Raw genomic sequence first — 20,688 nt, 5'->3', positions numbered from 1 at the left:
TCGCCACCGCCGCGCCGCTGACGGTGCCGCTGGCCGCCGCCTGTGTCGTCGGCACCGACCCGGCGGCGCAGGTGCTGCGCGAGCGGTTGGCGGAACGCGGCGCGGTGTGCCCCCCGTCATCCCGGCGAAAGCCGGGATCCATGGATGGGGAGACGGTCGCGCAGGAAGCGACAGCCCCCGACACCATGGATTCCGGCCTTCGCCGGAATGAAGGGTTGGCAGGTCAGGCTACGCCCGAACCACAACCACAACCACAACCACAACCACAACCACAACCACAACCACAACCGTACCCCCGCGCAGGCGGGGGTCCAGAGCCAAGCAGAACCGACGGTTGCGTTCATGGCACTGGATCCCCGCCTTCGCGGGGATACGGAGTGTGCTGGGAAAAGACGGTCACCATCCGCTTCGCCCCGGCCCGCCTCGCCCCCGAAGCCTTCGCCATCACCACCAGCCGCGACGCGATCACCATCCGCGCCGCCACCACCCGCGCGCGCCTCTACGCCGCCGGCTACCTCCTGCGCCACCTCGACCATCTCACCCTCACCGCGCCGCCCTACGTCACCGAAGCCCCGGCGATGGCGATCCGCGGCACCCAGATCGGCTACCGCGCCAAGAACAACAGCTACGATGCCTGGGACGTCCCCATGCTCACCCGCCGGATCGAGGATTTCGCGCTGCTCGGCGGCAACCGCATCCAGTTCGTCGCGCCGGTATCCGACGACGCCGCGACCTCGCCGCTTTCCCCGCTGCCCGCCACCGAAACACTGATCGCGGTCGCGAGCGCCACCCGGCGTCTCGGCCTCGACGTCGCGCTCTTCTACCCGCTGCTGCGCGATTACGACAAACCGGGCAGCGCCGATGCGGAGGTCGCCGACTTCACCGCGCTGGCCGCCAAGCTCCCCGCGCTCGACGCGCTCTACATCCCCGGCGGCGATCCCGGCCATACCGCGCCCGACCGGCTGTTCCCGCTCGCCGGGCGCATCGCCACCGCCCTCCGCCAGCGTTTCGCGAAAGCCGAAGTCCTGCTGTCGACCCAGGGGTTCGACGCCGCCGGGCTCGATGCCTTCCACGCACAACTCGCCAAAAACCCGCGCTGGCTCAGCGCCATCTTCGTCGGCCCCCAGACTCGCGACGGGATCGAGGCGCATCGCGCGCGCATCGCCGGGCGATACCCGATCGAAACCTATCCCGACACCGCACACACCATGCACGCGCAATTCCCGATTCCCCACTGGCATCCTGCCTTCGCGCTCACGCAAGGGCGCGAGCCCGTAAACCCGCGCCCCGCCGCCACGACCCGCATCTTCGCCTATCTCGCGCCGGCCACGCGCGGCTTCGTGACCTATAGCGAAGGGGTCAATGACGACTGGAACGTGACCCAGTGGTTCCGCCTCGGCTGGCATCCCGCCACGCCAGCATCCGACATCGCCGCCGACTACGCGCGGATGTTCATCGGCGACATGGCCTTCGTCGCCGTGCCGGAGGCGCTGGAGGGCAATTGGCGCGGCGACCCGTCGGCCAATGCCGGGATCGACGCCACCGCGCGGCTGATCGCGGACCTGCGCCCCGCCCCCTGGGCCGACTGGCGCATCGATCTCTACCGCTACCGCGCCACCTATGACGCGCTGGTCCGCCACCGGCTGATCGCCGCCAAGGCCAATGAAAGCGAAGCACGCTGGACGCTGCGACAGGCCCCGGCGATCGGTGCAGAGGCCACCGTCGCCGCCGCGCGCTTCGCCTATGCCCGGCCCGAACCGGCGATCGTCGCCCCGCTGCGTGCCGACCTGACCGCCATCGCCGACCGGCTGTGGACGCACGCCCGCATGCAGCTGTCGGTCCCGCGCTATGGGGCCTCCCACTGGGAACGCGGCGCCAATCTCGACCGTGCCGACATCCAGCTCAACGACCGCAAAGTCGTCGAGGCGGAGATGGCCGAGGCACTTGCCCGTCCCGACGCCGCCGCCCGCCTCTACGCGATCGGCGACCCCTGGCGCACCCGCGACGTGGCGCTGTACGACGATCTCGGCGATCCGACCGCCGAACCGCATCTGGTGCGCGGCCCCGGCTTCGATGCCGACCCGCAATCGATGGAAAGTGCCATCGACGGCGTCGCCGACCATATCCCCGACCAGGGCTGGCGCATGGCGGATTTGAGCTATGCGGAGGGGCTGTACGAAACCCCGGTGCGGCTGCGCTATACCGGGCTGGAGCGGGGTCGCCGCTACCGCCTGATCGCGCGCTGGGCGGGCGAGGATTATGCCCTGCCGATGCGCCTGACCGGCGACGGCGTCGAACTGCACGGCTTTCGCGCACGACAGGGCGACCGCGAGACCGTCGAAACCGCCATCCCGCCATCGCTCACCGCCGACGGCGCGCTGACCCTCGAATGGCACCGCCCGCCGGGTATCGGCGGCGGCGGGCGCGGTCATCAGATCGCGCAGACCTGGTTGATCCCCGAACCTTTCGCACCCACCGATCCCGGAGCAGAGCAATGAAGTTTTCCCGCCGCACCCTGATGGGCAGCAGCCTGATCGCCGGGGCGACCGCCTGCACCCGCTACAACAGCATCGTGCCGGTGCCGCCCGAGACGCCGGCCCCCTGGGGCGCCACGCCGTCGCCGCGCCAGCTGAAATGGCACGACCATCGCCAGTACGGCTTCGTCCATTTCTCGATCAACACCTTCACCGACAAGGAATGGGGTTACGGCGACGAAGACCCGAAGCTGTTCAACCCGACCGATTTCGACCCCGATCAGATCGTCGCGGCGGCCAAGGCGGGCGCGCTGACCGGGCTGATCCTGACCGCCAAGCATCATGACGGCTTCTGCCTGTGGCCGACGATGTTGACCGAACATTGCATCCGCAATTCGCCCTATAAACAGGGGAAAGGCGACATTGTCGGCGAGTTGGAGGCGGCGTGCCGGCGCGGCGGGATCAACTTCGGCGTGTATCTGTCACCCTGGGACCGCAACCGCGCGGACTATGGCACGCCCAGCTACATCACCTATTACCGCGCGCAGCTGACCGAATTGTGCACCCGCTATGGCAAGCTGTTCGAAGTGTGGTTCGACGGCGCGAACGGCGGCGACGGCTATTATGGCGGCGCGCGCGAGACGCGGAAAATCGATGCGGTTCAATACTATAACTGGCCGTCGATCGTGAAGCTGGTCCACGAACTGCAACCCGATGCCTGCACCTTCGATCCCTTGGGCGCCGACATCCGCTGGGTCGGGAACGAGGACGGCCACGCCGCCGACCCATGCTGGCCGACCATGCCCAACGAACCCTATGATCAGGCAAAGGGCAATACCGGCGTGCGCGGCGCCGAACTCTGGTGGCCGGCGGAGACCAACGTCTCGATCCGGCCGGGCTGGTTCTACCATGCCGATGAGGATGCCAAGGTAAAATTACCCAGCAAAATCATGGAGATGTACGATCAATCGGTTGGCCATGGCACCACCTTCCACCTGAACCTCCCCCCCGACCGCCGCGGCCGAATCCATGACCGCGACGTCGCCAGCCTGACCGCCTTCGGCAACGCGTTGCGCGCAACCTTCGCCAACAATCGGGCCGATGGCGCGGTCGCGACCGCCAGCGCCGACCTGCCCGGCAATTCCGCCCGCAACGTCAATGACGGCCGGCTCGACACCTTCTGGCTCGCCCCGCCCGAGGCAAAAAACGCCAGCATTATCCTCGACCTACCACCCGGCCGCAGCTTCGACACGGTGCGGTTGCAGGAATGGCTCCCGCTCGGCCTGCGCGTCACCCGCTTCGCCATCGACGTGTCGGACGGCGGCGATAGCTGGACCACGGTGGCGGAGAAGGACATGGTCGGACCGCAGCGCCTCGTCCGCCTGCCCGCCCCGATCACCCCGCGCCGCGTGCGATTCCGCACCGTCGCCGCCGAAGCCGGTCCTGCACTCCGCGAATTCGCGCTGTTCCGCTCGGTCGCGCCGGTCGACCTGCCGCCGCTGAAGGTCACCGACGCCAGCATCGTCGACCGCGCCGGCTGGAAGGTCACCGCCGCCAGCGCGCCCGGCGGTGAAGCCATCCTCGACGACAGCCCACGCACCGCCTGGACCAGCCCCGCGCCCGCATCGCTGACGATCGACATGGGCCGCAGCGAAACGCTGGCCGGCTTCACCCTGACGCCGACCCGCCATGTCGATCCGAACGCTGCGCCACCGATGAAATATCGCGTCGAAACCAGCGTCGACGGCAGGACGTGGACGCCGGGCGGCGAAGGCGAGTTCCAGAACATCAATTACGCGCGGGCGACCCAGCGGCTGCCGTTCACGACAGCACGACCGGCCCGCTACCTGCGCTTCGCCTTCCCCCAGCCGGCGGTGCCCGCCCCGGCGATCGCGGTCGCGGAGATTGGGGCGTTCCGGTAAGGTAGGCTCTGCCCTTTCCCCGCCCCCATCCCCCCGTTTGCTTCGAGCGCAGGTTCGAGCCTGTCGAGAACTGAAGTCGAGAAGGGCTGCCCCAAACGGGGAGTTCTCGACGGACGCTTCTCGACAAGCTCGAAGCTGCTCGAACCGAACGGGGGGAGGGGATAACGGGAGGTAGGGCGCCCTACCCCTTCGGCACCAGCCGCACCGCCCCGGTAATCCCAGACCGCGCACCCGGCACCGCCTCGATCAGCACCGCCACCCCCTTCGCTCCGGCCGGCACCGGCACCACCAGCGCACCGGCCGCCGGGTCGGTCTTCGCCCCGACCTGCCGCCCGTCGACATAGACGCTCGCCCGCCCCTCGACCTGCGCGAAGCTCAGCGTCCCGCCCTGCGCCATCACCCGCCGCCGCTCGGGCAACACCGCGCGGTACAAACGGAACGACGGCCCGCTCTCCGGCGCAGCAGGCGTGCCGCTGCGGGTGAAGTCCCAGCTGTTATTGTCGTTCACCGGCGGGGTCATGCCCGGATCGGGCGCGGTCGCGAACGACTTCGACCGTCGCCAGCCGAGGATGAACGCACCCGGCGGCGTCACCTCGACCTGCGCCCGCGGGGTCGCGGCCACCCGGTCGATCACCAGCCGCGCCGGCCGCAGCCCGTCGGCGGTGGCGACGATTGTCCCCCGCCCACGCCCCTCGCCCGCCTGCACCAGCATCTGCGCCAGGCCGTTGAACAGCGAGCGTTCGGGCGCCTTCTCACTCTCATGGCTGTTCGGATCGCCGTTGCCGACGCCGATCAGCGTTGCGCCATCGATCGTAAAGCGTGTCATCCGGTTTTCGGTCGGGACATGCCGCCCCTTGGCGTCGACCGCATCGATCGTGACCGGCACGACGTCCTCGTTATCGCCCAGCATCTGCCGCCGCGCCGGCGTCAGCCGCAGCGCGACCGCCGCCCCCGCCGTCTCATGCACCGCCCGCGCGACCTCGCGCCCGCCCTTCAGCGCCACCGCCTCCAGCGTCCCCGGCACATAGGGCACGGTGAAGGCATTCCCCATGATCCGGTCGACCGCCTGCTCGCCGATCATCCGCCCGTTCAGCACCACCCGCACCCGCTCGGCATTGCTGGTGACGAGCAGCTCGACCGGCTGCCCCTCCTTGCCCGGCCAGGTCCAGTGCGGCGCGATGCCGACCACCGGCTGGTCGTCGATCCAGTGGGCGCGATGAATGTCGTACGCGGTCTTGGGGAAGCCGCACAGGTCGAGAATGCCGAAGAAGCTGGCGATGGTCGGCCAGGTGAACGGCGTCGGCTCACCATGATAGTCGAACCCGGTCCACACGAACCCGCCGGCGATGAAGCGGCGCTTGGCCATCTCCGCCCAGGCCTGGCGATGCGTCGCCCCCCATGGCGCCGCCTCGGTATCCATCGACGACATGACATGGGCGGCCCTGTCGGTCGCATAGGCGCCGCGCGTCATGAACGCGCTGGTGTCTTCCGACGACGTGCTGGGCTTGGCGGGGTTCAGCGCGTGGAACTTGTCGTAATCGCCCTGATAGTAATTGAACCCCATCACATCGACGACGCTCGACACGTTCTGGGGATCGTAGAAGCTGCCGTTCATCGCCGCCGTCACCGGGCGGCTGTCGTCGAGCGCATGGACGCGCGCCGCCATCCGCCGCACCATCTCGACGCCCGCTTCGGTGCCCTGCATCGGTTCCTCGTTGAACACCGACCACAGGATGATGCTGGGGTGATTGCGATGCGCCCTCACCAGCCATTCCAGCTGCGCCATATTCTCAGGAGCGGGGTTGAAGATGCGATTTTCGTCCATCACGACGAACCCCATCCGATCACACAGCTGATAGAAGGCGTCGGCCTGCGCATTGTGCGAACAGCGGATGGCGTTGACGCCGGTATCCTTCATCCGTTGCAACCGCCATGCGAGCAGCGCGTCGGGCACCGCGACGCCGACGCCGGCATGATCCTGATGCAGGCATACGCCCTTCAGCTTCACCGGCTGCTCGTTCAGGAAGAAGCCGGCCTGCGCATCGAAGCGGATCGTGCGGAAACCGATCGCGATGCGCCGTTCGTCGCCGCCGCCCGGCGCGTCGGTGGTGACGCGGACGGTGTAGAGCGTGGGGCGCTCGATCGACCAGCGCTGCGGGTTGTCGACCGGCAGCGACAGGCTGACCTCCACCCCGCCCAGCGGTTGCAACTGCGCCTGTCCGCGCGCGCTGGCGACGACCTTGCCCGTGGGGTCGAGCAGGTCGACCATGATGGTCGCGGTCGCAGGCGCACGCGCGATACTCTCCAGCGCGACCGACACCGGCACCGTCCAACGCCCGTCGCTGCCGAGGCGCGGGTCGCAATGCACGCCATCCGTCGCGATCGATACCGGCGACCGCTTCGCGAGCCAGACATGGCGGTACAGGCCAGCACCTTCATACCACCAACCCTCCATCGCCGTGGCATCGACCCGGATGGCGATGACGTTCAGTTCGTCCCCGAACCGCGCGAACGGCGTCAGGTCGATGGTGATCGCGTTGTAGCCGGAGAAGTTGCGCGCGACGACGCTGCCGTTGATCCAGATCGTCGCGGCGGTCGCGATCGCCCCGAAATGGAGTTCGAGCTTCCTGCCCCGGTCTTCCGGCTCCAGCCGCAGCGTGCGCCGATACCAGCCGATCCCGCGCGGGCGATACCCCTGCGCGACATTCGCCGTCTCGACAAAGCCCTGCGCCGATGCCCAGTCGTGCGGCACGCTGACCTGTGCCCAGTCGGTATCGTCATAATCCATCGCCGCCGCGCCGCGCGCATTGCCGGCCTTGGCATTGGTATAGGTCTCGTCATGCGTCTGCGGCGCGGGCGGCACGATATCGCCTTCGTGGAACAACCAGCCGTGCGACAGCAGGGTGCGCGACGGGTCCTCGGCCGGCAACCGTTCGGGCAGGCCCGGGCGCGGCGACAGACCGTGCAGCAGTCCGCTCGGCTCCGCATCGCGCCGCGCCGCCCGTGCCGACAGCGGCAGCCCGGCCGTCGCGAGCGTCCCCGCAGTTCCCGCCAGCAGCGTCCGGCGATCGATCGGCACGAAGTTCATTCTTTCCCTCCCCCGTCAGGCGTCGATCGCCGCGCGCAGCGCACGCACGATCGCTTCATCGGTCCGCGCCAGTCCCGGCCCGGCAAAGCCCAGCGCCTGCACGCGCGGATCGTCCTGCACGACCGGGGCGCTGGCGGAGGCATGGACCTCCTCCGCCCCGGTTGCAGCCAGAAGCGTCGCAACATTGTCGGGCCGGACGCCCGATCCCGGCATCACCGCAATCCGTCCCGCCGCCTGCTCGCGCATCGCCCGGATCATCCCTGCGCCATCGATGGCGCGGACTGCGCCACCGGAAGTCAGGATACGCTGAAATCCCAATGTAATGGCCTGTTCGACCGCCGCGACCGGATCGGCGAGCAGATCGACCGCACGGTGCAGGGTCAGGTCGATATCGGCGCGCACCGCCCGCATCGCGTTGATCCACGATGTCAGCGCGTCGCGATCGAGGCTACCGTGGCGTGCGGCACCGAATACCAGCCCGTCGACGCCCGCGAGGATCAGCGCCTTCCCCTCGGAAATGGCGGTCGAGAGCTCCCGCGCGTCATAGGCGAAGTCCCCCGCGCGCGGCCGGACCATCGCATGTACCCGCACGCCGGCCGCTCCGGCCAGATGCAGGACCTCCGCCACCAGCCCTGCCGAAGGCGTCAGTCCCCCGACCGACAACGCCCCGCATAGTTCGATCCGGTCCGCCCCGCCCGCGATCGCGGCACCGCACCCCGCGACGCTGTCGATGCAGATTTCCAGTGTCGTACGCGGCATGGCCCCTCCAGAATTATCTGACTAATGAAGCGAGATGCGGCGGGGTCAAGCCGCTTCGCACGCTTGACTTGGTCGGTCGCCACGCGTAAGCGCGCGGCCAGCCGTCGCATGGGGATTCGTCCTGTGTGCGACGTCCGTCCGAGACAGCAGGTGCGGGTTCCCCGCTTAATGTCCTGCCGAGACGGGGAATGTGTTATTCCGCCTGTTCGTGCCGAGGCACGACGGGCCGGCCATGAAGGGTTACCTCGCATCGGCGCGGGCTCCGCATGGCGACCATGCCCCTCACGGACTTTCGCCCCGGTCGTCGCAACCCGCGACGGGCGGATTGTTCGCGGGCGTTTCCGGTTCTGCCGGGTGACGCCCCAGTAAAGGAGAACGGCATGGATCGCACTCAGAAGAGTGAAGCCGTCGCCGAGCTGAACCGCACCTTCAACGAGGTCGGCGTGGTGGTCGTCACCCGCAACCTCGGCATGACCGTCGCCCAGTCGACGGCCCTGCGCAACAAGATGCGCGAAGCCGGCGCGAGCTACAAGGTCTCGAAGAACCGTCTTGCCCGGATCGCAGCGGAAGGCACGCCGTACGCGGTGTTGTCGGACCTGCTGACCGGCCCGACGGCGCTGGCGACGTCGACCGATCCCGTCGCTGCGGCGCGGATCATCAACGACTTCGCCAAGACGAACGACAAGCTCGAGATCGTCGGCGGCGCCATGGGCGGCCAGATCCTCGACGCGGACGGCGTGAAGGCCCTGGCCTCGCTGCCCTCGCTCGACGAACTGCGCGCCAAGCTGGTCGGCCTCATCGTTGCCCCGGCAACGAAGCTGGCGACCATCACGCAGGCACCCGCGGCTCAGATCGCGCGCGTGCTGTCGGCATATGCGGAGAAGGAAGCCGCCTGATCGGGCGCTTCTGCACCAACACAACCCTATCTGATTTACGGAGAATATCATGGCTGACCTGAACGCGATCGTCGAACAGCTGAGCGAGCTGACCGTCCTCGAAGCGGCTGAACTGTCGAAGCTGCTCGAAGAAAAGTGGGGCGTTTCGGCCGCTGCTGCCGTTGCCGCCGCTCCGGCCGCCGGTGGCGCCGCCGGTGGCGCGCCTGCCGCTGAAGAAAAGACCGAGTTCGACGTGATCCTCACCGGCGACGGTGGCAAGAAGATCAACGTCATCAAGGAAGTCCGCGCCATCACCGGTCTCGGCCTGACCGAAGCCAAGGCGCTGGTCGAAGGCGCTCCGAAGGCCGTCAAGGAAGGCGTGTCGAAGGACGAAGCCGACAAGATCAAGGCGCAGCTCGAAGGCGCCGGCGCGACCGTCGAAGTCAAGTAAGCCGCAGTGGGAGAGGCGGAGAGGCGGAGCAGCGCTGCTGCCCCGCACTCCCACAAGGCCGGCCGGCGGGCCGAACGGCCCGACCGACGGGATGGAATTCACTTCCATCCCGGCTCGACCAGAAAAAGGGGCAGTCCGGCAACGGGCTGCCCCTTTTTTGATGATGCGCCCCAGGCTCCGGCACGCCGATCAACCGGCAGCGGCCGTCACCAAAACCGGCGGCGACAACCCCTCCCATGCGCAAGGCGTCGGCGAACAACGGCCAGCCGCGTCACCGCGCCGTGACAGCTGGCGGCGATGCCCCCTCGATCATGAACCACGGCGTCGGCCCGGCATCATCGGGCTCGGCGGGATAGAGCCAGCGCAGCGCCTCTTCCGCAGCGCGGTGATACACGGTGCCATGCGTCGCCGACCTGCCGTGATCGGCATAGCGCAACGTCACCCGCCCGGGTGGCAAGGCCGCCACCGCCGCTCGCAACCGGTCGACTCCATCCTGCATCGTCCCGCCTTCGTCGGCGACCGCAACGAACAGGCGCTTGCCCGCCGCCCGCGACAGGCGTTCCGAGAGGCCGGTTCGCAGCGCCCGCCGATCGTCCCACCACAGGCTGGGACTGATCGCGACATAGTCGGTGAACAGCGCCGGCTCGTTCAGCAGCGTGTCGATCACGAACAGCCCGGCCAGCGACTCGCCCATGATCGCCCGCCGCCCATCGGTGCGGAACCGCGCCTCGACGAACGGGATGACGTCCTGGCGCAGAAACCGGCGAAACCGTGTCGCCCCGCCGCTTTCGGGAAAGGCGGAGCGGTAGCGCGGGTCGACGGGTTGCCCGGTAAGCTCCGCCCGCCGCTGCTTCGTCTGGATTCCGACTACGATGAACGGCCCGAACGTCCAGCTGAGCGAGGCGAGGCTCGCCAGCCCGGCCACATGCCCGAAATCCTGATCGACCGCACCGTCGAGCAGATAGACCACCGGATAGCGCCCCTGCGAGCGGTCGTAGCCGGGCGGCAGCCAGACATTGACCTGCCGCTCGTCGCCCAGCGTCGGCGCAGCGATCTGATAGCTGGTGCCGATCTCGACCGGTCGTCCCGCCGGAACGACCTGCGCCGCCGCCGGCGCCGCCGTCATGGCGATAAGGAAGGCGATCCAGCGGGGCATGGCATTCTCCCGGAACCGGGGCGACCGCACCGCCCCGGCCGCGCGCATCAGGGCACCGTTACCGTCTGCACCGGCACGCCCTTCAGTTCGGGTAGCGCGTCGAGCTGCGGCTTCACCTTCGCCAGATCCCCGACCACGACCAGCGTGAACTTGTCGAGCGGCAGGGCATCCCGGATCGCGCTGCTGAACTGGGCATCGGTCACCGCCATCGTGGCCGGGACGTAGCGGTCGAGCCAGTCGGCCGGCAGCCCCAGCGCGTCGCGCGTCGCCAGCTGTCCGATCAGCGACGCACTGTCCGAACTGCGCAGCACGAACAGGCCGGCATTGTAGCTGCGCATCCCCGCCGCCTCGGCATCGCCGGGGGGCGTCGATTGCAGCGTGCGGATTTCCTGGAACACTTCCTTCAGCGACGGGCCGGTCACTGCGGTCGTCACATCGGCGTCGAAGGTCCAGGCGGCGTCGCCCGGGCGCTGGCTGATGCCCGAACCGGGGGAATAGGTATAGCCCTTGTCCTCGCGAATGTTGCGGGTGATCCGCGACGAGAAGCTGCCGCCGAGCAGCGCATTGGCGACGCGCATCGGAATGTCGCCTTCGCTACCCGCCAGCGGCGCCGGCCAGCTCAGCCGGATCGTCGATTGCGGCGCCTCCGGCCGGTCGACCAGCACCATGCGCGGCCCCGGCGCAGCGGTCGGCACCAGCGACAGCCGCGCCGGCCCCTTCTGCCAATCACCGAACGCTTGGCGGACCGCGGCCTTGACCGCCGCCGGATCGAACCGCCCGGCGATATAGAGCCGCGCGCGCTGCGCCCCGAAATTCGTGGCGTAGAAGCGCTTCACCTGGTCGAGCGTATAGCCGTCGAGCTGTGCCGGCGTCGGCATGGTCCGGGCATAGGGATGGTCGCCATAGGTCGCCCGCGCCAGCGCGTAATCGGCCAGCATCCCCGGCTGGGCGAGCATCTGCGCCAGCGACCGCGCGCTGTTCGCCTTGACCCGCGCGAACTCGCTGGCCGGAAAGGCCGGGCGCCGCGCGACATCGCCGACCAGCGCCACGGCCTGCGGCGCGAATTCGCTGAGCCCGCTCATGCTGATCGACGTTCCGGTCGAGCTTACCCGCACGCCGAGATTGCCGCCCATGCCGGCGGCGGCGGTGGCGAGCGCCGCGGAGTCGCGGGCCCCCGCCCCTTCCTTCAGCATGTCGCCGGTCAGGTCGGCCAGCCACGTATCGCGACCTTCCTCCAAATTGCCGGCATAGACCTGCAGCACGACCGTGACCTTGGGCGCATTGCCATAGGGGATCAGCGTCACGCCCATGCCGTTGGGCAACTGATAGCTTTCGGACGCGGGAACGCTGAACGGCTTGGGCGCACCGATCGGCGGTGCGGGCAAGGCCGGCGGCTGGGTCTGCGCGGCGAGCGGCGCGGCGATCAGCGCGAGGCCGGCGAGAAGGATCGAACGGCGCATCTCACTTGGCTCCCTGGGCTGCGGCAGTGCCGGGTTGGATGGTGTAGATCGAGCGGTTGGTGGGGCGCAGATATTCAACCGCCGTCTTCTGGATCAGCGCAGGCGTGACCTTCGCGAAGCCGGATTCGATGCGGTTCACCGCCTGCGGATCATTGTCGAACAGCGCATAGACGGCGAGCAGGTCGATCAGCCCGATCCGCATCCCGCCATCGACCGACGAATAGAGGTCGGAGCGCAGCTTGGTGCGGGCGCGGTCCAGTTCGGCCTGGGTGACCGGCGTGGTGCGCAACCCGTCGATCACGCCATCGACCGCCTGCCGGATCTGCGCATCGCTGAATTTCGGGTCGTGGGTGAAGTTGAACGCCCACAGCATCGGGCCGTTGTAGTTATACATGGTGCCCAGATAGGCGTTGATCCCGCCCGACAGGTCGCCGGTGATGCCGGTTTCCGATTTCAGCTTGCGGACCAGGCGGCTGTCGTCGCCCTGCACCAGCATCTGGTCGATCAGCCCCATCGCATACCATTCGGGCGTGCCGCGCGGCGGCATGTGATAGCCCGCCGCCCAGCCGGGCTTGGGCGCCAGCGCATCGACGCGGCTGCGCACCTTCTCGGCCGTCTGGCGCGGTTCGCTGAGGTCGGGCAACGTGACCGGCGCACCCTTTTGCAGGGGGCCGAAATGCTTGCGGACCATCGCCTCGGCCTGCGCATAGTCGATGTCCCCCGCGACGACGAGGACGGCGTTGTTCGGGCGGTAGAAGGCGGAATGGAACTGCTTCGCATCGGCGACGGTCGCCGCCTCGATCTCCTTCAGGTCGCCGTAGAAATTGTGGCTGTTATACCAGTTGGTATTGGCCAGCATCGGCAGGTCGATCCATGGCCAGGTGCTGTAGGGCTGGTTGAGGACGTTGACCTTCACCTCGTTGCCGACGACGCCCTGCTGGTTCTTCAGCACCGTATCGTCGATGACCGGCCGCGCCATGCGGTCGGCCTCCAGCCACAGGATGCGCTCCAGCGCGTTCGACGGCGCGATCTCGAAATAATTGGTGAAGTCGAACCGGGTCGATCCGTTCAGCACGCCGCCGGCGTTGCTGATCGTGCTGATGAACACGCCCTTGGGCGCGTTCTGCGACCCCTGGAACATCAGATGTTCGAACAGATGGGCAAAGCCGGTGCGGTCGCGCGGTTCGACGCGAAAGCCGATGCCGTAATAGACGCCGACGGTGACCGTCGGGGCCAGCGTATCGCGCGAGAGCACGACCCGCAGCTCGTTGGGCAGCGTCAGGTAGCGCATGTCGATCGCGAGCTTCGCCGGCGCGGCGGCAGCGGTTGCGGCGGTCGGGCGCTGCTGCGCCGCCGCGCTGGTCGCCATCGCCGGCAATGCGGCCAGCGCCGCCCCCAGCAACAGCCGCTTCATCAACCCCGTCATGTCCGTCCCCCCTTTGCTGTTCAGTCGTCGGTATCGGATTCCTCGCCCGTATCGGCATGGACCAGAATATCGCCCGGCTGGCATTCCAGCACGCGACAAATGGCGTCCAGCGTCGTGAAGCGGATCGCACGCGCCTTGCCCGTCTTCAGGATCGACAGGTTGGCGAGCGTGATGTCGACCGCCTGCGCCAGTTCGGTCAGCGTCATGCGCCGGGCCTGCAGCACCTCGTCGAGGCGGACCAGCACCGCCATCAGACCGTTCCCTCGAGATCTTCGCGCAGCGCCGCCCCTTCGGCGAACACGCGGGCGAGGATGAAGGCGACCAGCACCGACAGCCAGCCGCCGATCGACACCGACGACCCGTCGAGCCGGATGTTCATGCCGGCAAAGCTCGGCACGATCAGCCATAGCGGCACGTCGAGCAACTGGATGGCGAGCAGCGCCCAGCCGATCGCCCGCACCCGCCGGGCATTGGGCGACGCGAAGGTTTCCCCCGCCAATACGGTGCCGATGATCGCGATCAGCCGCGAAAAGATGACATGCGCCGGCACCGAGGCCGCGACGCCCAGCAACAGCAGCGCCCGGATGCCGCCGACGACCCGTTCGACATCGGCGGCCGGATATTTCACGGCGATGCGCCCGGCGAGCAGGTCGTGGAACGGAAAGCTGGCCAGCGTTCCGATCAGGAACGCGAACGCAAAGGCGATGTTGAGGACCAGCAGGACGCGCAGCACCGCGACGGTGAATCGCAATATCCGGTCACGCCGCACCATGCCGCCCCCTTCTCCCGTTGAACCGAACGCTAGGCCGGATATCGATAATCGGCAATAGCCGATGCGATCCGGCTTACGTCCGGCGGACCTGGCCGTGCAATCGTACTTCCAGCCGATCGACCATGCGGTCGCCGCGATCGGCAAAGATCGGGGCAAGCTTGCCCTGCGGCGCGGCCGGACCGACCATGAACGCCGCCGTGGTGCGCGATTCGCGACCGTCGTCCCAGCGATAGCGCGCGTCGATCGCGATCATCGGCACGAAGAAGGCGCGGTCGTTGGCCTGCACGATGTTCACCGCCGCGCGCGGCAGCGCCATCGTCGCTTCCAGATGGCGACGTTCGCCGCCCCCCAGCGGGAACGGGTCGAGCCCGCGCTTGTCGGCGTCGGAGAAGAATGCCGCGATCTGTTCGTCCTGCTGCGCATTGGCGGTGATCAGCAGCGTGGCGATGCGGACCTCCGCCACCGCCATCGATGCCGGATTGCCGACGGTCAGGTCGAAATCGAGCAGCGCACGATCCCCCTCCAGCCCGACCCTGAGCGGTGCGAGCTGAAATTCGAGGAACGGTCCGGGCGTCGGTGCGACCGGCGTGGGCGGCGTCACCGGAGCAGCGGGGGCGACGGGCGGGCGGACGGGTTGCGGCGCCGGGGTGACCGGAACCGGTGGCACGGGCGGCGGCGCGGGCGGTTCCGGCACCAACGGCGCCGGCTCGTAGTGTGGCTCGGCCGCGTTGCGGCGACGGCTCAGCGCGAAGGCGACGCCACTCGCCACGGCGACACCGCCGAGGAACCACAGCCACCACGGCACCGTGTCGGCCGTCGACGCCGGCGCGGCCAGTGTCGCCTCGGGCGACGGAGTCGGTGCCGGTGCCGGCTGTGCCGATGGCTCGGGCGTCGGCAGCGGCAGGACCGGTTGCCCGACATAGGTCGGCTCGGCAGCCGGCACCGGTTCCGCCTGCGGAGTGGGCGCGGGCGTGGGGCTGGGCGTCGGGCGCGGCGCGGCGGGCGTGGCGGTCGCGCGTGGGGTCGGGATCGCGACCGGCCGGGGTGCGGCGGCTGCGGTCGGGCGCGGCGTCGGCGTGGGCGTCGCGCGCGGAGTCGGCGACGCGGTCGGCGTGGGCGACGGAGTCGGCACCGCCTGCGGCGTGATGTCGTAGATCGGGATCGACCCGCCGGGCGACGTCTGCTGCGCGGCGGCGGGCACGGCGAGGATCGCGACGAGCGCCGCGAGCGGAAGGTGGAACTGCATGACAGCCCTCAACCGGGGTTTTTGCCTCCGCGTCAGCCTGCCCTGGCCCCGGATACGACGAAGCGAGCCGAATGCGCGCCCAACCGAGAGAATGGTTCGATAGTGCCTCAGCTTTGATTTCGACAGCTCAAAACGGCCTTCCGCATCGCTCGTCCTGTTTCCTTCGCAGACCGTCCGGCCGTTACGCCATAGATGCGTTGCCCGCGAAGGACTTTGTCTTCCTCTTCCGTAAGCGAACGCCCTAGACGGCGCTCTAGGTCGGCTTTGACCCGGCCGGGCTTCATACCGCCAATCCCCGCTTCTTGCATCGCCCTCGACAGTTAGGCGGTGGTGCGTCCACGTCAATCCGCGCGATTACATCGTCCGACGACTACAGGCGGTCAGTTAGACCAACGGCAATCGCGGACGACATGCGCCGGGTCTTATGGATGCGGCCGAAGTTGTAGAACACGAAGTAGAGCGACGACGCATGGACGTGGTTGTCGAACTTTTTGGAGAATGCGTAGGCGACGCGGATGAACCAGCGCATGAGCCTGCGAACCATGAGATTCTGGCGCTCGACATCACTGTTCGGCACATGTGCTAAGCATACAGGAGACGAGTGCCGGATGCCACCGGATCAACATCGATTTTCAAACTGAGACACTACCCAAAAAGTTCCACCGCGTTGACAGGCCCCGCCCCGGCTTCTATATGGCTGGCTTGCTTCAGGACCGGGAAAGAATGCGTCGTCGCGCAGCGCATTGCATGTATGGGCCTGTCGCCATTCCAGGACGCTCGATCAGCTGCGGCCCCCGGTGGGTGACGCGGCTTTCGTCGTCCTGTTTGCACGCCAGCCCGGTGGCCACCGGGCACGAGATTTGACTGCAAGCGAGGCCCACGACCCCATGGCGACCAAGGCAACCGCAACCGGCACGCACAAGCGCCGCATCCGCAAGGTGTTCGGCGACATCCACGAAGTGGTGCAGATGCCGAACCTGATCGAGGTTCAGCGCGAGAGCTACGAACAGTTCCTGCGCAGCGACCCGTCGATCGGCTATGTTTCCGGGCTTGAGAAGACGCTGCGGTCGGTATTCCCGATCCGCGACTTCGCCGGCACCGCCGAGCTGGACTTCGTCACCTACGAACTGGAAGATCCCAAGTTCGACGTCGAGGAATGCCGTCAGCGCGGCATCACCTATGCGGCACCGATGCGCGTCACGCTGCGCCTGATCGTGTTCGAGGTCGACGCCGATACCGAGGCCCGCTCGGTCCTCGATATCAAGGAGCAGGACGTCTACATGGGCGACATGCCGCTCATGACCGAGAACGGCACCTTCTTCATCAACGGCACCGAGCGCGTGATCGTGTCGCAGATGCACCGTTCGCCGGGCGTGCTGTTCGACCATGACCGCGGCAAGACCCACGCCAGCGGCAAGTATCTCTTTGCCGCGCGCGTGATCCCGTATCGCGGGTCGTGGCTCGATTTCGAATTCGACGCCAAGGACATCGTCAACGTCCGCATCGACCGCAAGCGCAAGTTGCCGGTGACGTCGCTGCTCTATGCGCTGGGCATGACGGGCGAGGACATTCTCAACCACTTCTACAACCGCGTGACCTTCGTCCGTGGCGAAGGCGGCTGGCGCATTCCGTATGCGCCGGAAAACTGGCGTGGCCAGAAGCCGGCGTTCGACATCGTCGACGCCAACACCGGCGAAGTCGTGTTCCCGGCCGGCACCAAGATTTCGCCGCGCCTCGCCAACAAGGCGGGCAAGGACGGGCTGGCCGACCTGCTGATCCCGACCGAGGAAATCTTCGGCCGCTACAGCGCCTATGACCTGATCAACGAACAGACCGGCCAGATCTATATCGAAGCCGGTGACGAGGTTTCGCCCGAGAATCTCGAACTGCTCGACCAGGCCGGCATCGAGCGGATCGAACTGCTCGACATCGACCATGTGTCGACCGGTCCGTGGATCCGCAACACGCTGAACGTCGACAAGGCCGAGGAGCGCGAACAGGCGCTGTCGGACATCTATCGCGTGATGCGCCCCGGCGAACCGCCGACGCTGGAAACCGCCGAAGCGCTGTTCGCAGGGCTGTTCTTCGATCCCGAGCGCTACGACCTGTCGCCCGTCGGCCGCGTCAAGCTGAACATGCGCCTCGACCTCGACACGCCGGACACGGTGACCACGCTGCGCAGCGAGGACATTCTGGCCGTCGTCAAGACGCTGGTCGACCTGAAGGACGGCAAGGGCGAAGTCGACGATATCGACAACCTCGGCAACCGTCGCGTGCGTTCGGTCGGCGAGCTGCTGGAAAACCAGTATCGCGTCGGGCTGCTGCGCATGGAGCGTGCGGTCAAGGAGCGCATGTCGTCGGTCGACGTATCGACCGTCATGCCGAACGACCTCATCAACGCGAAGCCGGCGGTTGCCGCGGTGCGCGAGTTCTTCGGTTCGTCCCAGCTGTCGCAGTTCATGGACCAGACCAACCCGCTGTCCGAAGTGACGCACAAGCGTCGCGTCTCGGCGCTCGGGCCGGGCGGTCTGACGCGTGAGCGCGCCGGCTTCGAAGTCCGCGACGTTCACCCGACCCATTATGGCCGTATCTGCCCGATCGAAACGCCGGAAGGCCCGAACATCGGTCTGATCAACTCGCTGGCTACCTTCAGCCGCGTCAACAAGTACGGCTTCATCGAGACCCCGTATCGTCGCATCATCGACGGCAAGGTGTCGGACGAGGTCGTGTACCTGTCGGCGATGGAAGAGCAGAAGCACACCGTCGCGCAGGCGTCGGCCGCGCTGAACGAGGATGGCAGCTTCGCCGAGGAACTGGTGTCGGCCCGTCAGGCCGGCGAATTCCTGATGGCGCTGCCCGAGAACGTCACGCTGATGGACGTGTCGCCGAAGCAGCTGGTGTCGGTCGCCGCGTCGCTCATTCCGTTCCTGGAAAACGACGACGCCAACCGCGCGCTGATGGGTTCGAACATGCAGCGCCAGGCGGTGCCGCTGGTGAAGGCGGAAGCGCCGTTCGTCGGCACCGGCATGGAAGAGACCGTGGCGCGCGATTCGGGCGCCGCGATCTCCGCCAAGCGGGCGGGCGTGGTCGATCAGGTCGATGCGGCCCGCATCGTGATCCGCGCGACCGGTGAGGTCGATGCGACCGAGAGCGGTGTCGACATCTACACGCTGATGAAGTTCCAGCGTTCGAACCAGTCGACCTGCATCAACCAGCGTCCGCTGGTGAAGGTGGGCGATGTGGTGAAGGCCGGTGAGGTCATCGCCGATGGCCCGTCGACCGAGTTCGGCGAGCTGGCGCTGGGCCGCAACGCGCTCGTCGCGTTCATGCCGTGGAATGGGTACAACTATGAGGACTCGATCCTCATCAGCGAGCGGATCGTGAAGGACGACGTGTTCACGTCGATCCATATCGACGAGTTCGAGGTGATGGCCCGCGACACCAAGCTCGGGCCGGAAGACATCACCCGCGACATCCCGAACGTGGGTGAAGAGGCGCTGCGCAACCTCGACGAGGCTGGCATCGTCTATATCGGTGCCGAGGTCGAGCCGGGCGACATTCTGGCCGGCAAGATCACGCCCAAAGGCGAATCGCCGATGACGCCGGAGGAAAAGCTCCTGCGCGCGATCTTCGGTGAAAAGGCCAGCGACGTGCGCGACACCTCGCTGCGCCTGCCGCCGGGCGTGTCGGGTACGGTCGTCGACGTCCGCGTCTTCAACCGCCACGGCATCGACAAGGACGAGCGCGCGATGGCGATCGAGCGCGAGGAGATCGAGCGCCTGAAGAAGGACTCGGACGACGAGCGCGGCATCCTCAACCGGGCGACCTGGTCGCGCCTGCGCGAAATGCTCGAAGGGCAGACCGCGACGGCCGCGCCCAAGGGCGTGAAGAAGGGCGTGGTCATCGACCGCGACCTGCTCGACAGCGTGGAAAAGCATGAGTGGTGGCGTTTCGCCGTCGCCGACGACGCGGCGCAGGGCAACCTCGAAGCGATCAAGGCGCAGTATGACGAGGCGGTGAAGCGTATCACCGACAAGTTCCACGATCGCCGCGAGAAGCTGGAGCGGGGCGACGAGCTGCCGCCGGGCGTGCTCAAGATGGTCAAGGTCTTCGTCGCGGTGAAGCGCAAGCTGCAGCCGGGCGACAAGATGGCCGGCCGTCACGGCAACAAGGGTGTCATCTCGCGCATCCTGCCGCAGGAAGACATGCCGTTCCTCGAAGACGGAACGCCGGTCGACCTGGTGCTGAACCCGCTGGGCGTGCCGTCGCGCATGAACGTCGGGCAGATCTTCGAAACGCACCTTGGCTGGGCGGCGCGCAACCTGGGTATGCAGGTCGCACGGTCGCTGCGCGACTGGCGCGAGGCGAACCCGGATGCGGTCGCGGGCGAAATGCCGGCGGCGGTCAAGGATCGCCTGAAGGAGATCTACGGCGATCACTATGCCGAGGACCTCGACACGCGTTCGAACGAGCAGCTGGCCGAGCTGGTCCAGAACATCAGCACGGGCGTTCCGATGGGCACCCCGGTGTTCGACGGCGCGCGTGAGAGCGACGTGTCGGACATGCTGCAGCTGGCCGGGCTGCACAGCTCGGGTCAGTCGGTGCTGTTCGACGGGCGGACCGGCGACCAGTTCGACCGGATGGTCACCGTCGGCATCATCTACATGCTGAAGCTGCACCATCTGGTCGACGACAAGATCCACGCGCGTTCGATCGGGCCGTACAGCCTCGTCACCCAGCAGCCGCTGGGCGGCAAGGCGCAGTTCGGTGGCCAGCGCTTCGGGGAAATGGAAGTGTGGGCGCTCCAAGCCTATGGCGCCGCCTACACGCTCCAGGAAATGCTGACGGTGAAGTCCGACGACGTGGTCGGCCGCACCAAGGTCTATGAAGCGATCGTCAAGGGCGACGACACCTTCGAGGCCGGCATCCCCGAGAGCTTCAACGTGCTGGTCAAGGAAATGCGCTCGCTGGGCCTCAACATCGAGTTGAGCAGCCTGGAGGAGAATGACGGACTGGCCGAGGCGGCGGAATAAGCGACCTTCTCCCTCTCCCCGCTCGC

Annotated in this window: 14 protein-coding genes; 5 read left to right on the top strand and 9 right to left on the bottom strand. The window is 67.6% G+C overall.

What is annotated here, in order from left to right; genetic code table 11:
• Window positions 1-377 precede the first annotated feature (377 nt).
• Together CA237_RS11390 and CA237_RS11385 are read left to right on the top strand one after the other, a co-directional pair.
• The gene (locus tag CA237_RS11390) at window positions 378-2,498 is read left to right on the top strand and encodes a hypothetical protein (RefSeq protein ID WP_164523867.1); all 2,121 of its coding nucleotides are present in this window, start codon (window positions 378-380) and stop codon (window positions 2,496-2,498) included.
• The gene (locus CA237_RS11385; protein WP_126014111.1) at window positions 2,495-4,396 is read left to right on the top strand and encodes an alpha-L-fucosidase; all 1,902 of its coding nucleotides are present in this window, start codon (window positions 2,495-2,497) and stop codon (window positions 4,394-4,396) included. The genes CA237_RS11390 and CA237_RS11385 overlap by 4 nt, the downstream gene beginning before the upstream one ends.
• A gap of 181 nt (window positions 4,397-4,577) precedes the next feature.
• Here the strand turns inward: CA237_RS11385 and galA are convergent, their stop codons facing one another.
• Together galA and CA237_RS11375 are read right to left on the bottom strand one after the other, a co-directional pair.
• A complete protein-coding gene (gene galA / locus CA237_RS11380; RefSeq protein ID WP_336314565.1) occupies window positions 4,578-7,475 on the bottom strand; it encodes a beta-galactosidase GalA in 2,898 nt (965 codons plus the stop codon).
• 24 nt (window positions 7,476-7,499) lie between these two features.
• Window positions 7,500-8,243 carry a copper homeostasis protein CutC gene (locus tag CA237_RS11375; protein ID WP_066693618.1) on the bottom strand — a complete coding sequence of 248 codons (744 nt, stop codon included), beginning with the start codon at window positions 8,241-8,243 and terminating at the stop codon, window positions 7,500-7,502.
• Between the two features lie 380 nt (window positions 8,244-8,623).
• Between CA237_RS11375 and rplJ the strand changes: the two genes are divergently transcribed.
• Window positions 8,624-9,139, top strand: a complete 516-nt coding sequence (gene rplJ, locus CA237_RS11370; RefSeq protein WP_066693622.1) for a 50S ribosomal protein L10 — start codon at window positions 8,624-8,626, stop codon at window positions 9,137-9,139.
• A 49-nt stretch (window positions 9,140-9,188) separates the two neighbouring features.
• On the top strand, window positions 9,189-9,569 hold the full coding sequence (gene rplL / locus CA237_RS11365; RefSeq protein WP_066693624.1) for a 50S ribosomal protein L7/L12: 381 nt from the start codon (window positions 9,189-9,191) through the stop codon (window positions 9,567-9,569).
• Window positions 9,570-9,840: 271 nt separating this feature from the next.
• Here the strand turns inward: rplL and CA237_RS11360 are convergent, their stop codons facing one another.
• The 7 genes from CA237_RS11360 to CA237_RS11330 all read right to left on the bottom strand — a co-directional run bounded on the left by CA237_RS11360 (window position 9,841) and on the right by CA237_RS11330 (window position 16,158).
• Window positions 9,841-10,725: an alpha/beta hydrolase-fold protein gene (locus CA237_RS11360; protein ID WP_164523866.1), complete on the bottom strand. Its 885-nt coding sequence runs from the start codon at window positions 10,723-10,725 to the stop codon at window positions 9,841-9,843.
• A 47-nt stretch (window positions 10,726-10,772) separates the two neighbouring features.
• Entirely contained in the window at window positions 10,773-12,185 is a 1,413-nt protein-coding gene (locus CA237_RS11355; protein WP_066693628.1) for a pitrilysin family protein, read from the bottom strand.
• A 1-nt stretch (window position 12,186) separates the two neighbouring features.
• Entirely contained in the window at window positions 12,187-13,611 is a 1,425-nt protein-coding gene (locus tag CA237_RS11350) for a pitrilysin family protein (RefSeq protein ID WP_206432973.1), read from the bottom strand.
• A 20-nt stretch (window positions 13,612-13,631) separates the two neighbouring features.
• Window positions 13,632-13,862, bottom strand: a complete 231-nt coding sequence (locus CA237_RS11345) for a helix-turn-helix transcriptional regulator (RefSeq protein WP_055789110.1) — start codon at window positions 13,860-13,862, stop codon at window positions 13,632-13,634.
• Window positions 13,862-14,383, bottom strand: coding sequence for a DUF2975 domain-containing protein (locus CA237_RS11340; RefSeq protein WP_066693630.1), 522 nt, complete (start codon window positions 14,381-14,383; stop codon window positions 13,862-13,864). Before CA237_RS11340 ends, CA237_RS11345 begins: the two co-directional genes overlap by 1 nt.
• A gap of 73 nt (window positions 14,384-14,456) precedes the next feature.
• Window positions 14,457-15,629 (bottom strand): hypothetical protein, encoded by a 1,173-nt coding sequence (locus tag CA237_RS11335; protein WP_066693641.1) that lies wholly within the window; start codon window positions 15,627-15,629, stop codon window positions 14,457-14,459.
• Between the two features lie 370 nt (window positions 15,630-15,999).
• On the bottom strand, window positions 16,000-16,158 hold the full coding sequence (locus tag CA237_RS11330) for a hypothetical protein (protein WP_157092795.1): 159 nt from the start codon (window positions 16,156-16,158) through the stop codon (window positions 16,000-16,002).
• 358 nt (window positions 16,159-16,516) lie between these two features.
• Between CA237_RS11330 and rpoB the strand changes: the two genes are divergently transcribed.
• Window positions 16,517-20,662, top strand: a complete 4,146-nt coding sequence (gene rpoB / locus CA237_RS11325) for a DNA-directed RNA polymerase subunit beta (RefSeq protein ID WP_126014107.1) — start codon at window positions 16,517-16,519, stop codon at window positions 20,660-20,662.
• Window positions 20,663-20,688: the final 26 nt, after the last annotated feature.

Source organism: Sphingomonas sp. ABOLH, assembly GCF_003951715.1.
In the GTDB taxonomy this organism is placed as follows: Bacteria; Pseudomonadota; Alphaproteobacteria; order Sphingomonadales; family Sphingomonadaceae; genus Sphingomonas; species Sphingomonas hankookensis_A.
The sequence above is the reverse complement of the archived record's forward strand: the minus strand, read 5'-3'. Positions and strand labels throughout refer to the sequence as shown.